The organism is Pseudorhodoferax aquiterrae (genome assembly GCF_014652235.1).
GTDB lineage: Bacteria > Pseudomonadota > Gammaproteobacteria > Burkholderiales > Burkholderiaceae_C > Pseudorhodoferax > Pseudorhodoferax aquiterrae.
On the sequence record NZ_BMYK01000003.1, the window covers coordinates 19,315 to 33,601 of the forward strand.

General features: G+C 69.5%; 13 protein-coding genes. 2 read left to right on the forward strand and 11 right to left on the reverse strand.

The genetic code is table 11. The annotated features are described in order from the left end of the window. Positions 1-32: 32 nt before the first annotated feature. Positions 33-365, forward strand: a complete 333-nt coding sequence (locus IE209_RS05380; protein WP_189685944.1) for a hypothetical protein — start codon at positions 33-35, stop codon at positions 363-365. Positions 366-881: 516 nt separating this feature from the next. Next, entirely contained in the window at positions 882-1,133 is a 252-nt protein-coding gene (locus IE209_RS05385) for a DUF2442 domain-containing protein (protein WP_189685945.1), read from the forward strand. Positions 1,134-1,186: 53 nt separating this feature from the next. Here the strand turns inward: IE209_RS05385 and IE209_RS05390 are convergent, their stop codons facing one another. Genes IE209_RS05390 through IE209_RS05440 form a run of 11 tightly spaced genes read right to left on the reverse strand, consistent with a single transcriptional unit; the run spans position 1,187 to position 14,241 of the window. Further along, the gene (locus IE209_RS05390) at positions 1,187-2,344 is read right to left on the reverse strand and encodes an ABC transporter substrate-binding protein (protein ID WP_189685946.1); all 1,158 of its coding nucleotides are present in this window, start codon (positions 2,342-2,344) and stop codon (positions 1,187-1,189) included. Positions 2,345-2,376: 32 nt separating this feature from the next. Next, positions 2,377-3,084, reverse strand: coding sequence for an ABC transporter ATP-binding protein (locus IE209_RS05395; protein WP_189685947.1), 708 nt, complete (start codon positions 3,082-3,084; stop codon positions 2,377-2,379). Further along, on the reverse strand, positions 3,071-3,865 hold the full coding sequence (locus IE209_RS05400) for an ABC transporter ATP-binding protein (protein ID WP_189685948.1): 795 nt from the start codon (positions 3,863-3,865) through the stop codon (positions 3,071-3,073). The genes IE209_RS05395 and IE209_RS05400 overlap by 14 nt, the downstream gene beginning before the upstream one ends. Then, on the reverse strand, positions 3,858-4,847 hold the full coding sequence (locus tag IE209_RS05405; protein ID WP_189685949.1) for a branched-chain amino acid ABC transporter permease: 990 nt from the start codon (positions 4,845-4,847) through the stop codon (positions 3,858-3,860). The genes IE209_RS05400 and IE209_RS05405 overlap by 8 nt, the downstream gene beginning before the upstream one ends. Then, positions 4,847-5,710 carry a branched-chain amino acid ABC transporter permease gene (locus IE209_RS05410; RefSeq protein ID WP_189685950.1) on the reverse strand — a complete coding sequence of 288 codons (864 nt, stop codon included), beginning with the start codon at positions 5,708-5,710 and terminating at the stop codon, positions 4,847-4,849. Before IE209_RS05410 ends, IE209_RS05405 begins: the two co-directional genes overlap by 1 nt. A 51-nt stretch (positions 5,711-5,761) precedes the next feature. After that, positions 5,762-6,778: an amidohydrolase family protein gene (locus tag IE209_RS05415; protein WP_189685951.1), complete on the reverse strand. Its 1,017-nt coding sequence runs from the start codon at positions 6,776-6,778 to the stop codon at positions 5,762-5,764. Positions 6,779-6,802: 24 nt separating this feature from the next. Continuing rightward, the gene (locus IE209_RS05420) at positions 6,803-9,184 is read right to left on the reverse strand and encodes a CaiB/BaiF CoA-transferase family protein (RefSeq protein WP_189685952.1); all 2,382 of its coding nucleotides are present in this window, start codon (positions 9,182-9,184) and stop codon (positions 6,803-6,805) included. A gap of 10 nt (positions 9,185-9,194) precedes the next feature. Continuing rightward, a complete protein-coding gene (locus tag IE209_RS05425) occupies positions 9,195-10,751 on the reverse strand; it encodes an acyl-CoA carboxylase subunit beta (protein ID WP_189685953.1) in 1,557 nt (518 codons plus the stop codon). 19 nt (positions 10,752-10,770) lie between these two features. Continuing rightward, positions 10,771-11,670 carry an ABC transporter permease gene (locus IE209_RS05430; RefSeq protein ID WP_189685954.1) on the reverse strand — a complete coding sequence of 300 codons (900 nt, stop codon included), beginning with the start codon at positions 11,668-11,670 and terminating at the stop codon, positions 10,771-10,773. After that, a complete protein-coding gene (locus IE209_RS05435) occupies positions 11,667-12,620 on the reverse strand; it encodes an ABC transporter permease (RefSeq protein ID WP_189685955.1) in 954 nt (317 codons plus the stop codon). The genes IE209_RS05430 and IE209_RS05435 overlap by 4 nt, the downstream gene beginning before the upstream one ends. Positions 12,621-12,651: 31 nt before the next feature. After that, positions 12,652-14,241, reverse strand: coding sequence for an ABC transporter substrate-binding protein (locus IE209_RS05440; protein ID WP_189685956.1), 1,590 nt, complete (start codon positions 14,239-14,241; stop codon positions 12,652-12,654). Positions 14,242-14,287: the final 46 nt, after the last annotated feature.

Below are 14,287 nucleotides of genomic sequence, written 5' to 3' on the forward strand. Positions count from 1 at the left end.
AGTGGCGCAAGTATTGCCTGCGCAGTAGTGACATGGAGCCGGAAGATGACAACGAGATCGTCAAGATCCAGGCCGAGAACTTGGACGATTTCGAGCGCAAGCTTCTCAACTACATCAAGGACAAGAGCCGCTACTTCGTGTCTGACATCGAGAAGCAGCTGAGCCAGCGCGCGATTGGCTTCGACAACAACGACAACGACATTCTTAAAGGCATGCGCAAGACCGGCGGCGATCTCTTGCGCGGCCCACCAAGCACGCGTTGCGCGACCCGGTTGTGCGATGAAATGTCATTTAAAAACATTCATCTACGACAAAATGGCGTTGCAGTCGATCGGGCGAAATGTGCAGCGGCAAGCATTTTGTGAGCCCCAATTGCCTCAGCTTCCGAGGTGGGCTGATCTGTGGATAACTCGCTTTCGGCGAAAGTACGGGTTGTGGCATCCCGGAAAATTCGCGGCATGGATAAACAACCTCGTCGGCTTCAACGACCCGACCCGTTGAAGCACTTCGCCAAAGACTCACCCGAGGTCCGGCTGAAAGCCCTGTGGATTGACCGGCTGCCAGCAATCTTGGGCGCGGCGGGAGGCGTTATGACTGTTGGTATTGGATCCGTTCTGTGGTTCGGGTGGGTTCGTGGTTGGTGGTGACGATTGCCAGGCCCTGGTCGGGATTATGTTGACGTGACGACCCGCCCCATCTTGGCTACAGAGTCGCTTCGTGCGGAGGCATCACAACACAGTACGTGTCGCTGTTTCGAGAAAACGGAAACACGTGGGGGACAACGTGTCCTTGCCGGTGACATGCCAGCTCATGCGAAAAATAGAACCGAGCCGCCGAGTCATCGGCAGGCGCCAACCACGCACTGATCGAAAGGACATGGAATGACTACTTCGCCTAAGGCAGTGCGTTTCGACGACGACAGCATGTGGGTCCAACTGGACGACGGCCGCGTCATCGCCGTGCCGCTGGCCTGGTTCCCACGTCTGCTGGCGGCATCGCCCGAGCAGCGCGCGCAGTTCGAACTCAGCGCGCGCGGCATCCACTGGGACGCGCTGGACGAAGACATTTCTGTTGATGGCCTGCTGGCCGGCCATGGCGACCTGACGCAGGGTCGGGCCGTGACCTCGGCCTGAATCGCGAGCGCGCGGCCAGCCGCTGGGCAAGACCGCGCGCGGCGTCAGCCCAGCTACTTCAGCGAGTTCAGCATGACTTCCCGAATCTTCCCGTCCTCCACCACCGCAGCCCGCCCATCCGCCTCCGAACTGCCGGTCGCATCCACGCCGGACACGCCAAACATGTTCTCCCGGCGCGGCATGGTCTTGAAGGCCTCGCTGAGCTTGGCGCGGATGGCCGTGGCGTCGGTCACGCTGCCGGCCAGCTTCATGGCCAGCGCAGTCGCGTGGACGGCGCTGTAGTTGAGTGAGGTCTCCGAGGTCACGAGCCGGTTCGGATAGAGCTTCTGGAAGCGCTGCACGAAGGCCACCGACTCGGGCAGCTTGTCTTCCATCACGGGCAGCACGCCGATCGCACCGTTGAGCGAGGCGTAGCCGCCGCTGACCTTGGCCACCTCGTCCAGCTTGGCCTGGTCGATCAGGATGAAGCCGCCCTTGAAGCCCAGCTCGCGGGCCTGCTTGACCACGAGACCGGTCGGCTCCGACGGCCCGCCGATGAACAGCACGTCGGGCTTGCCGGCCAGCGCGCGGCTGACACCGCTGTAGAAGTCCGTCGCCCGCGTGTAGCTCATGGGGTTGTCGGCCACCACCTTGCCGCCGGCCTTCTCCAGCAGGGGCTTGAACGCGGCGTTCCAGGCCTTGGCGTAGTCGTGGTCGGCATCGGCGATGGCCACGTTCTTGCCGAACTTCTTGGTCGTGTAGTGGATGAAGGGCTCGATGTAAGAGGTGAAGTCCGGCGGAATCCGCAAGGTCAGCTTGTTGCCGCGCGCGGTGATCTGCGGTGTGCTGCTGTAGGCCAGCACCAGGTACTTCTGCGCCTCGTTGTTGGTCTGCAGGGCATAGATGCCGCCCGAGTGCGGCACGAGGATGGCCGGCGTCTTGCTCTCCTGCACCAGGCGCTGCGCGTTGATGGCGGTCTCCGATGGGTTGTACTTGTCGTCCAGCGCCGCGATCTCCAGCTTGTACTTCTTGCCGGCGACCTCGAAGCCCGCGGCGTTGATCTCGTCCACGGCCATGTTCATGCCGTCCAGCACGTTCTTACCGTACAGGGCGGCGCCGCCGCTCAAGGGGCCCGAGAAGCCGATCTTCACGACCTCCTGCGCCCAGGCAGGGGCGCTGAGCGCCAGCCCGGCGGCAAGTGCGGCGGCAAGACGGTTGGGTTGCAAACGCATGGCAGTCTCCTTCGTGTGTAAAAAATGGACGCTCAGGCGCCGATGTAGGCGCGCCGCACGGCTTCGTTGTTGAGCAGGCTGTTGCGGTCGCCTTCGAGCACGATGCGCCCACGCTCCAGCACGTAGGCGCGGTGCGCGATGCGCAGTGCCGCAAACGCGTTCTGCTCGGCCAGCAGCACCGTGGTGCCGGCCTGGTTGATGCGCTGGATGACCTCGAACACCATCTTGACCACCAGGGGTGCCAGGCCCAGCGAGGGTTCGTCCAGCAGCAGCGCCTTGGGCCGGCCCATCAGCGCGCGGCCGATCGCCACCATCTGCTGCTGACCACCGCTCAGCGAGCCGGCCGGGTCGTCCTTCTTCTCGGCGAGGATGGGAAACATCCCCAGCACCTCGTCCAGGATCTTCTGGTTGCCGGCCCGGTCGCCGCGGTGCACATAGGCGCCCAGCGTGAGGTTCTTGAGCACCGACATCTGCGGGAACAGCTTGCGGCCCTCCGGACACTGCACCACGCCGGATGCAACGATCTGCGAGGGCTTCATGCCGACGAGTTCCTGGCCCTTGAACTGGATGCTGCCGCCGGCCGCCTTGTGCAGGCCGCTGGCGGTCAGGAAGATCGAACTCTTGCCGGCGCCGTTCGCGCCCAGCAGCACCACCAGTTCGCCCTCGCGCGCATGCAGGCTCACACCGTCCAGCGCGCGGAAGCTGCCGTAGTTGAGGCTGACCTTGTCAAACGCGAGCATCGGTGGACTCCAGGTGGTCGATCCCCGCGTGGTCGGTGCCCAGGTAGGCATCGATCACGGCCGGGTTGCTGCGGATCTCGGCCGGCGTGCCTTCGGCGATGCGCTCGCCGTAGTTCAGCACCAGGATCTTGTCGGCCAGGCGCATGATCATGTCCATCTTGTGCTCGATCAGGCAGACGGTCAGGCCGCTCTTCACCATCTTGCGGATCAGCTCCGCGAGGCCGAGCGTCTCGTCCGGGTTGACGCCGCCGGCGGGCTCGTCCAGCAGCACCAGCGACGGGTCGGTCGACAGGGCCAGCGCGAAGGCCAGGCGCTTGCGCTCCTCCTGCGAGATGTCGCCGGCCACCCGGTGCTCCAGGTGCGCCAGGCCCACGAAGTCGAGTGCCGCGCGCGCCTTCTCGCGGCAGACCTGCTCCTCCTGCCGCAGCCGCCGGGAGCCGACCAGCACGTCCCACAGGCCTGAGCGCGTGCGCAGGCGGTGGCCCACGATCAGGTTGTCGAGCACCGTGGCCACGTCGAACAGCGTCGTGGTCTGGAAGGTGCGCGCGATGCCCAGGCGCGCCATGCGGTCCGCCGGCAGGTTGGTGACGTCCTGGCCCTGGAAGACGATGCGCCCGCTCGTGGGACGGTGCACGCCGCTGATCAGGTTGAAGAAGGTGGTCTTGCCAGCGCCGTTGGGGCCGATGATGGCGTTGATGCGGCCGGCCTCGATGGTGGTGCTGACGTCGTGGACGGCCGCCAGGCCGCCGAAGCGCTTGGTGAGGTGGCTGATCTCAAGCATGGCGATCTCCTCCGACCGACGCAGCGGGCGCGCGCTGCGCCGCGGCGCGCCGCACGCGCCAGGCCAGGAAGCTGCCGACGATGCCGTGCGGCACGAAGATCACCAGCAGGATCAGGATGGGCCCGAACACGATGAAGCGGTACTCCTGCAGGAACTGCAGGTACTGCGCGAGCCAGGGCATCATGATCGCCCCGACCAGCGGCCCGAGCAGGGTTCCGAGGCCGCCGACGATCATGGACACCGTCATGTCGAAGGTGGTCTCCACGCCGGCCAGGCCCGGGCCCAGGAAACGCACGAAGCCGGCGTAGAGCCCGCCGGCCATGCCCGCGTAGAACACCGACAGCATGAAGGCCAGCAGCTTGGTGCGCATCAGGTTGATGCCGATCGACTCGGCCAGCGCGTCGCTGTTGCGGATGGCCATGAACGAGCGTCCGAGCAGCGAGCGCGTGATGCGATGCATCAGCCAGACGCCCACCACGAGCACGGCGAACACGAGGTAGTACAGCGCCAGCGGCGTCTCGAAGCGCAGCGGGCCGATCGGCGACGGCACCGGGATGCCGATGATGCCGACCGGGCCGTGCGTCAGGCTGTCCCACTTCTCGATGACGAGGAACATGATGTAGCCCACCGACATCGTGAAGATCGAGAAGAAGTGCCCCTTGAGCCGCAGCGACACGATGCCGACGAAGAAGCCCAGCACGGTGGCGAACACGCCGGACAGCGCAAACGCGATCCAGAACGGCACCTGGTGGTCCACCGTCAGGATGCCCACGGTGTAGGCACCCACCGCCATGAAGCCGCTGTGGGCCAGGTTGAACTGGCCCGTGTAGCCCACGATCAGGTTCAGGCCCAGGGTGGCCAGCGCGAAGATGTAGGCGGTCGACATCACCGTGAGGTGGTAGTCGTTGCGGGCCAGCAGGGGAAACGCCAGGCCGGCCGCCAACAGGACGGCCCAGCCGATGCGTGCAGCGCCCGGGCTCATCAGTGCGCCCCCTTCGAGAAGATGCCCTGTGGGCGCAGCGACAGGATCAGCACGAGGATGGCAAAGGCGATGATGTCCTTGTAGTCGGTGGAGATGTAGAAGGCCCCGAAACTCTCGGCAAAGCCGATGATCAGTCCGCCGACGATGGCCCCCGGCACGCTGCCCATGCCGCCCAGGATGATGATGACGAAGGCCTTGGTGATGACCAGGTTGCCCATGGCCGGAAAGACCAGGTTGATCGGCGCGAACAGGGCAGCCGCCACGGCGGCGAGCACGCCCGAGATCGCGAACGTGAGCATGGCGACCCGGTTGGCGTCGATGCCCACCAGCGAGGCGCCGTCGCGGCTCTGGGCCATGGCCACGATGGTCGAGCCCATGACCGTGCGCGTGAGAAACAGGTGCAGTGCCAGCATCAGCGCGAAGGCCGCGCCGATGATCAGCAGGCGCTGCACCGGGGCGGTGACGCCGGCCACCTCGACCATGCCGCCGTAGGGCGTCGGCATGCGGTGGAAGTCCGCGCCCCAGATGGCCTGCGCACCGGCCTCCAGGAACAGCAGCAGGCCGATGGCCGCGATCATGGGATGCAGCCCACTGGCGTTGCGCAAGGGGTGGAACACCAGGCGTTCGGCCAGCGTGGCCAGCGCCGCCACGCACAGCGCGGCGCCGGCCATGGCCACCCAGTAGTTCAGCCCCCACGCCACCATGAGGTGGAAGGAGACGAAGGCCCCCACCATGTAGAACGCGCCGTGCGCGAAGTTGGGCACGTGCAGGATGCCGTAGACCAGCGTCAGCCCGAGTGCCACCAGGCTGTAGATGCCGCCCAGCGTCAGGCCGTTCAGAACCTGCTGAAAAAAAAGCTCCATGTCGTCTCCATTCCTCGAGGGGTGCAGCGCGCCTTGGCTCGGCTGCCGCGTTCAGAGCCGATACACCCGCTCCGCCGTGCCATGGAACATGGCGTGCTGCTCGTCCGCCGAGTACCCCTTGGCGATCTTCTTCATCGCGTTCCAGTAGCTCACGTAGGGCAGCGATCGCCGGTCCACCGGGAAGTTGCTTTCGAACATGCAGCGCTGCGGGCCGAAGCATTCGATGGTGTGGCGGTAGTAGCGGCCCTGGGCCTCGACCAGTTCGTCCGAGCTGGCGGGCAGCGCGCGCCGGTCCCAGCCGAAGCCGTTGTCGGGCATGGCCAGGCCGCCGAGCTTGGCGACCACGTTGGGGCAGCGCGCGATCTCTTCGATGTCGCGCTGCCACTGGCTGAAGATCGCGTCCCGCTGGCCCGCGTAGGCGCCCACGCCCAGCGGCGTGCCGAAGTGGTCCAGCACCAGCGTCGTGCCCGGCACCGCGCGCGCGAGCGCGGCGAAGGCGGGGTTCTGGTGGTGGTAGTGCCAGGTGTCGTAGGTGTGGCCCAGGCGGCCCAGCAGGGCCACGCCGGCGCGGAAGTCGGCGTCCGCGTACAGGCCTTCGCTGCCGCGGCCCGGGATGGTCAAGGCCTCGGGGTTGGGGTCGCGCGCGCCGGCGTGGCGGATGCCGCGGAACAGGCCTTGCGCCGCATCGGCCTGCGCGGCCAGCACCTCGCGCAGCTGCGCCTCGCCCTGGCGCAGGTCGGTGTGGCCGACGAAGCCCGCGATCTCGGCGCCGCCACCGCCTTCGCGGCTCGCGCGCGCGATGCCGGCGACGAAATCGGCCTCGCCCACGCTGCGCAGGTGCTCGGGCCCGTCCGTGCGGTAGCTGGCCCGGCATTCGATGAACACGGTCTTGCGGATGTTGTGGCCTGCCCCCGTGTCGGCCCAGAGCTGGCCGAGCAGGTAGGGCCCCCAGTCGCCGCGCGCGTGCCACAGGTGGTGGTGCGGGTCGATGATGGGGCGCTCGGGGTCGATGGGCTGTTCGCGCACCTGGTGCAGCCAGGCGTCGGAGCCGATGGCGGGATGGGTCATGGTTGTGGTCTCCTGAAAGTGGGTCTACACGAGGTTGCGCGCGGGCTTGGGCGACAGGCCGATCACGCCCTCGGCCACCAGCGCGTCGAAGCGCGCCGGGCCGATGCCGGCATGGGCCTGCAGCGCGGCCTGGCTGTGCTCGCCGAGCAGCGGCGCAGGGCTGCGCGCGCCCAGGCGCTGGCCGTCCTGGCGGATGGCCGGGCCGACCTGGCGCTGCGGGCCCGACACGGCACGCACGAGGTCGATGAACAGATCGGCGCCGGCCAGGTCGGGATCGGCTTCGAGCTGGTCGGCGCGCAGCACGGGTGCCGCCGCGATGCCGGCCGCGCGCAATGTCGCGGCCGCTGTGGCGGGCGCCTGCGGTCGCGACCAGGCGGCGATGGCCGCGTCGATGGCGTCCTCGTGTTCACGCCTGCCCTCCAGCGTGCGCAGGGCCGGGTCCTGCGCCCAGTCGCTGCGGCCCAGCAGCTGGCACAGCGCGGCAAAGCCGTCCGCGTCGGCCACCTCCAGCGCCAGCCACTGGTCGGCGCCAGCGGCCGGGTAGATGCCGTGCGGCACGGCATGGCCGCGCCGGTTGCCGCGCCGCAGCGGCACGGCGGGCACCAGCTGGTGCGCCAGCAGCGCCGGCGTGGTGAACTGCAGCATGGCTTCGACCATGCTGATGTTCACGTACTGGCCCTGTCCGTGGCGGCGCCGGTGCACCAGCGCCGTCAGCAGGCCGGCGCAGCCGTACAGGCCGCCGACCGGGTCGCCGTGCGCCAGATGCGTCATGGTCGGCGGCGTGCCGGGCGTGCCCGTGAAGCTGGGCAGGCCGCTGCCCTGCTCCAGCGTGGAGCCGTAGGCACGCGTGCCCGACCAGGCGTTGCCCGTGCCGAAGCAGGACATGGAGGCCATCACCACGTCGGGCCGCACCGCGCGCAGCTGCGCATAGTCCAGGCCGAACTTGGCCATCACGCCGGCGGCCTGGTTCTCGACCACGGCGTCGGCGCCGCGCACCAGGTCCAGCGCGATCTGCCGGCCGGCCGCAGTGGTCAGGTCGATGCTGACGCCCTGCTTGCCACGGTTCATGCCGCAGAAGATGCTGGAGAGCTCGTAGCCGCGCTCGGCGATGAACTCGGGCGTCCAGTTCATGCCGCGCCACCAGTCGGGGTAGCGCGCCGCCTCGATCTTGACCACGGTGGCGCCCAGGTCGGCAAGCAGCCGCGCGGCCAGCGGCCCGGCCCAGCCCATGGAGAAGTCGACCAGCGTGAGGCCTTGCAGCGGCGGCGCGTGGGCCACGGCGGCCGGCGTTGCGGTGGCCTGCGCCGGGCCCGCGGGGTGGTCGACCGCCATGGCGCGCGCGGGCGCCAGGTGGGTCGGCACCGGCGTCTCCGTCAGGCCGAAGGGCGTGCGCGGCACCTGCACCGCGCCCCCCGGCAACGCCAGCCGGCCCAGCGACGCGCGTGCGCCGAAGACCGGGTGCTGCAGGATGCCCTCGGCATCGGGCACCACGACGATGGGCACGCGGTGGTCGCGACCGACCGCGGCCCATTCGGTGGCCGTGCGCCGGGCCAGCGCGGCGCACAGGCCCTGCTCCACCTCGTCCAGCCGGCCGAAGCGCAGCTCGCGCGTGGCCAGGCCTTCGTCGGCAGCCATGGTCTTGAGGTCCAGCGCCTCGCACAGCGCGCGCCATTGGTCGGGCGTGGCCACGGTGATGCCGACCCAGCCCTCGCGGCAGGGGTAGATGCCCACCGGGCTGTTGGGCGCGAAGCGGTTGATGCCCCAGCGCCGCATGGGCTGGCCGTCGCGCTGGAAGAAGTACATGTGCATCTCGGCCAGCACCAGGTTGGCCTCGGCGATGGACACCTCGAGCCGGCGCGGTGTGCCCGCCGGCTCGGCCAGCAGCGCGGCGCAGGCGGCGATGTAGGCCGTGACACCGCCGACCAGGGTGGCCTGCCGGTCGCCGTTGGCCAGCGGCGGGCCGTCTTCCGGGCCGACCATGTGCGGCATGCCGTTCAGGGCCTGCACGACCAGGTCGCTGCCGGGCCAGCCGTGGCGCGGGTCCCAGCGGCCGAACCAGCACAGATCGACGCTGGCCACGCGCGGTTGCAGCGCAGCGGCATCGCACTGCGAGGCCTCGCCGACCAGCACCAGGTCGAAGCCGCGGCTGAGCGTCTGCACCGCGTCCTGCGCCATGGCCGGCAGCAGGGTCTTGCCGGCCGCCAGCCAGTGGCCATAGGCCTGCTCGACCGGATCGTCGGCGCGCACGATGCCGGCCAGGCGCAGCGGCTCGCGCAGCGCCGTGCTGCAGACTTCGGCACCGGCATCGGCCAGCAGCCGGCCGCAGTAGGCCGCGGCCGCGCCGCCGCCGACCTCCAGCACGCGCAGGCCAGCCAGGGCGGCACGGTGTGGGGTGGCATCCGTCATCGGCCGCCCCTCACGGCCGCATGGCCGGACCGCTGCGGCCCGGCGTGCGCAGCGGCTCGGCCAGGTGCACGAAGTCGACCAGGCGCTCGCGCGTGGCGCGCGGGTCGATGATCTCCTCGACCCAGAACTTCTCGGCGCTGCGGAAGGGCGAGCGCAGCGCGTTGAGGCGGGCCTCGATCTTGCGCAACTCGGCGGCCGGGTCCTCGGCCGCGTCGATGTCGGCGCGGTAGGCCGCCTCGATGCCGCCCTCCAGCGGCAGCGAGCCCCAGCTGGCCGACAGCCAGGCGTAGCGCAGCGACAGGCGGCCGCTGGGCTGGTGGGCCGCGCCGGCCACGCCGAAGGCGTTGCGCACGATCACCGTGCACCAGGGCACGGTGGTCTGGTTCATCGCGGCCATGGCGCGCACGCCGTGGCGGATGGTGGCCGTGCGCTCGGCCTCCTGGCCGATCATGAAGCCCGGGCAGTCCATCAGGTAGACCACCGGCAGGTGGAAGGTCTCGGCCAGGTCGACGAAACGCACCAGCTTCTGGCAGGCGTCGGCGCTCCAGGCGCCGCCGTAGTGGTAGGGGTCGCTGGCCAGCAGCAGCACCGGGTGGCCGTCGATGCGGGCCAGCCCGGTGATGATGCTGCGCCCGAACTGCGCCCCCATCTCGAAGAAGCTGCCCGCATCGACCACCGAGGCGATGATGGGCCGCATCTTGTAGACCTGCCGCTTGTTGCGCGGCACGGCCTGCATGAGCGCCTCGTCCACGCGCGCGGGGTCGTCCTCGCTGGGCAACACGGGCGGCACGCCATGGACCGAGGACGGCAGGTACGAGAGAAAGCGCCGCACGCAGTCGAAGGCCTCCTCCTCGGTGTCGACCACCTGGTCGATCGCGCCGCTCCTGGCCTGGATGTCGGCCCCGCCGAGTTCCTCCTTGGACAGGCTCTGCCCCAGCCGCGCCACGAGCGGCGGGCCGGCCACGAACATGGCCGAGCTGCGCGTCATGACCGAGTAATGGCTGGAGGCCAGCCGTGCCGCGCCGAGACCGGCCACCGAGCCCAGGCCCAGGCCGACCACGGGCACTTCGCCCAGGTTGGCCGTCATCATGTAAAAGCCGCGCGTCTGGTCCACGCCGCCCGGCAGGTTGGAGGCGCCCTTGGTCTCGATGGTCTTGACCGAGCCGCCGCCGCCCGAGCCTTCGATGATGCGCACGATGGGCAGGCGGAAGGTGGCCGCCATGTCTTCGGCCATCATCGGCTTGGCGGCAATGGACGCATCGGCCGAACCGCCACGCACCGTGAAGTCGTCGCCGACCAGCACCACGGGCCGGCCGTCCACGCGCGCGCGGCCGAACACGCAGTTGGCGGGCGTCACCTGCTGCAGCCGGCCCTCGGCATCGTAGGCACCGATGCCGGACAGCTCGCCCACCTCGTGGAAGCTGCCGGCATCGGCCAGCCGGGCGATGCGCTCGCGCACCGTGAGCCGCCCGGCAGCGTGCTGGCGCTGCACCTTGTCGGGCCCACCCATCTGCCGGGCCATGCCCTGGCGCTGCTTCAGTTCCTCGAGTTCGGGGGTCCAGCTCATCGGTGTGTCTCCTTGTCGTTCAGCGTTTGGTGGTCGGGTCCAGCGCCACGCGCAGGGACTCGCCCAGCGTGTTGAAGGCCAGCGCTGTCAGCAGGATGGCCATGCCGGGCGCGTACATCTGCTCGGGGGCCAGCTCCATGTTCTGGTAGGCCCGCGCCAGCATCGAGCCCCAGCTCGGGGCGGGCGGCTGGATGCCCAGGCCCAGGAAGCTCAGCGAAGCCTCGGCCAGCAGGGCCGCCGCCAGCAGCAAGGTGACCTGCACGATCACGGGCTGCACGGTGTTGGGCAGCACATGGCGCCACAGGATGCGCGCCGTGCTCGCACCGAAGCAGCGCGAAGCGTCGACGTACAGGTCCTGCCGCACGACGAGCGCGCGCGCCCGCACCAGCCGCGCCAGCTGCGGCGAGAACACGATGCCCACCGAGATCATCCCGTTGGTCAGCCCGATGCCCAGCGCGCCGGTCACGGCGATGGCCAGCACGATGGACGGAAAGGACAGCAGCGCATCGATGAAGCGGCTGATGCCGTCGTCCACCCAGCCGCCGCGGTAGCCGGCCAGCAGGCCCACGGGCACGCCCAGCACCACGGCGATGCCGACCGCCAGCACGCTCGCGTACAGCGTGCTGGCGGCACCGTGCAGCATGCGGCTGAACACGTCGCGGCCCAGGTCGTCGGTGCCCAGCAGGTGCGCGGCGCTGGGCGCGGCCAGCGTGTTGTCCAGGTCCTGCGCCTCGACCGCGTAGGGCGCGATCAGCGGCGCCGCGAGCGCCAGCAGCACCAGCGAGGCCAGGAAGGCCAGGCTCAGCGCGGCGCGCAGGTCGCTGCGCAGCCAGGCCAGCAGGCGGCGGATGCCGGTCGGCCGGGCTGCCGCCTGGCGCATGGCGGCCGGGGCAGCTTGGGGTGGGCTGATGCTGCTCATGCGATGCGCGGGTCGAGGAAGGTGTAGAGCAGGTCGGCCGTGAGGTTCACCGCGATGACCACCAGCACCATCACGAACACCACGCCCTGCACCACGGGCAGGTCGCGCGTGAGCGCGGCGTTGACGATCAGGTTGCCCATGCCCGGGATGGCGAACACGGCCTCGACCACCACCGTGGCCGCCAGCATGCGGTTGAACAACAGCGTCACCACGGTCAGCAGGTTGACCCCGGCGTTCTTGAGGCCGTGCTTCCAGAGGATGGCCGCGGGCCCCAGGCCCTTGGCCCGCAGCGTGCGCACGGGCGGCGAGGACAGGATCTCCACCAGCGAACTGCGCAGCTGGCGCGAGACCTCGGCCACGCCGCCCGCGGCCAGCGCCAGCGCCGGCAGGATGGCATGGTGCAGCGCAGGCCACAGGCCGTCTTGCAGCGGCTTGGCGCCAGTGGCGGGGAACCAGCCGAAGTCCAGCGCCAGCCAGGCCACCAGCAGCATGGCGAGCCAGAAGTTGGGCACGGCGATGCCCAGCGAGGCGATGGAGGTCACGGCGCGGTCGCGCAGCCCGTCGGGCCGGCTGGCCGCCAGCATGCCCAGCGGGATGCCGACCAGCAGCGCCACGCCCATGGCCAGCACCACGATCAGCAGCGTGTTCGGGAAGGCGCGCGCGATCGAGCGCGCCACCTCCTCGCCGGTGGCCAGCGAGCGCGACAGGTCGCCCTGCACCGCGTGCGCGAGCCAGCTGCCGTACTGCACGAGGAAGGGCCGGTTCAGGCCGTAGATCTCGCGGATCTCGTGGATGCGGGCCTCGGTCGCGTTCTCGCCGGCCAGCGTGATCGCGATGTCGCCCGGCATCAGCTTGAGCAGGCTGTAGACCACGAAGGTGGCCAGCACCAGCACCGGCAACGCCTGCAGCAGCCGCCGCCGCACCACCCGCAGGCGGCCGGCGCTCAGCATGGCGCGGCCCCGCTCTTGTAGATGGCAGCGTTCATTGCAGCGCGATGAACTCGTACTTGGGCTTGCCCAGCAGGTTGGACGCGTAGCCCTGCACCTTGGACGAGGCCGCCACCAGCTCGTACTGGAAGGCCAGCGGCACCACCAGCGCGTTCTCCATCACATGGCGCTGCAGGCGCCGGAAGATCAGCGTGCGCGACTCGATGCGCTCGGCCACGCGGCTCTCGGCCAGCATGTCGGCCAGCTCCTTGCCGGTGTCCACGCGGCCGGCGTTGAAGTAGGCGTCCTTGCTGTACATCAGGCTGTAGGTCATGCTCGGATCGGGCCGGCCGGTCCAGGCCGACAGCAGCATGTCGAACTTCTTCTCGGTGCCGAAGAACTGGCCGCTGATCTCGGGGATGGTGCCGGTGATGAACTTGAGCCGGATGCCGGCCTCGCGCAGCTGTTCCATGACGATCTCGCTGCGCCGCACCGAATCCTGGTCGGTGTAGCTGCCCACGGTCAACTCGATGCCGTCCTTGTAGCCGGCCTCGGCCAGCAGCGCGCGGGCCTTGGCCACGTCGCGCGGGTACAGGCCCACCAGGCTCTCGTCGAAGGCCCAGTGGCTCTTGGGCAGGTTCATGTAGGCGGGCTCGCCCACGCCGGCCAGCGTGCCCTTCACGAAGGCCTGGCGGTCCACGGCATGGTTCAGCGCCTGGCGCACCTTGAGCTTGTCCAGGCCCGGCTTGGCCATGTTGAGGTACAGCTGCAGGCAGTACAGCGTGGGCCCGCTGATCCGGCGCAGGTCCTTGGCCTTGGTGATGATGGGGATCAGCCGCGGCGGCACCTGGTAGGCGAAGTCGTTCTGCCCGCTGACCACGGCGCGCAGGCCCGTGGCCAGCTCGGGAATGATGAAGAACTCGATGCCGTCGACGAAGGCGCGGTCCTTGCGCCAGTAGTTGTCGGCGCGCGTGACCTCCACCTTCTCGTTGGCCGACCAGCGCACGATCTTCCAGGGGCCCGCGCCCACGGGCTTGCGGTCGTGCTCGGCGCCCAGCGCCCGCACGGCCTTGGGCGAGACCATCATGCCCGCGCGGTCCGACAGGATGGCCGGCAGCGCGGTGTCGGGCCGCTGCAGCTTGACCGTCACCTGCAGCGGGCCGCTGACCAGCACCTCGCCCACGTTCTGCAGGTCGGCCTTGATGTTGGAGCGCGGGTCCTGGCGGTTGCGGTCGAAGTTGAACTTGACGGCCTCGGCGTTCATCGGCGTGCCGTCGTGGAAGACGATGCCGGGCTGGATGTCCAGCACCATGGTCAGCGGGTCCGGGAAGCTGTATCTGGCCATGCCCGGCTTGGTCTTGAGCGTCTGGTAGTCCCACTCGACCAGCGTGTCGAAGATGGTCCACAGGAAGGTGTGGTCGGAGCCCGCGCCGCCCGTGGCCGGGTCCAGGCTGGAGGGGTTGGCATTGGCCGAGACCTTGAGCACGCCGCCGCGTTTGGGGGCCGCTGCCTGGGCCCAGGCGCCGCCCGCGGCGGCCGCGCCAGCGATGGCGCCGGCCATGACCATGAGGTCTCGGCGCGACAGGACCGCGGCGGCGGGCCCGGGCCCGGGCTCGGTTTCGGATGCGGATGCTGGCTGGCTCATGCTTGTCTCCTGGTGGTGTTCTGGGAAGCGCTCTGCCGCAGGCCGC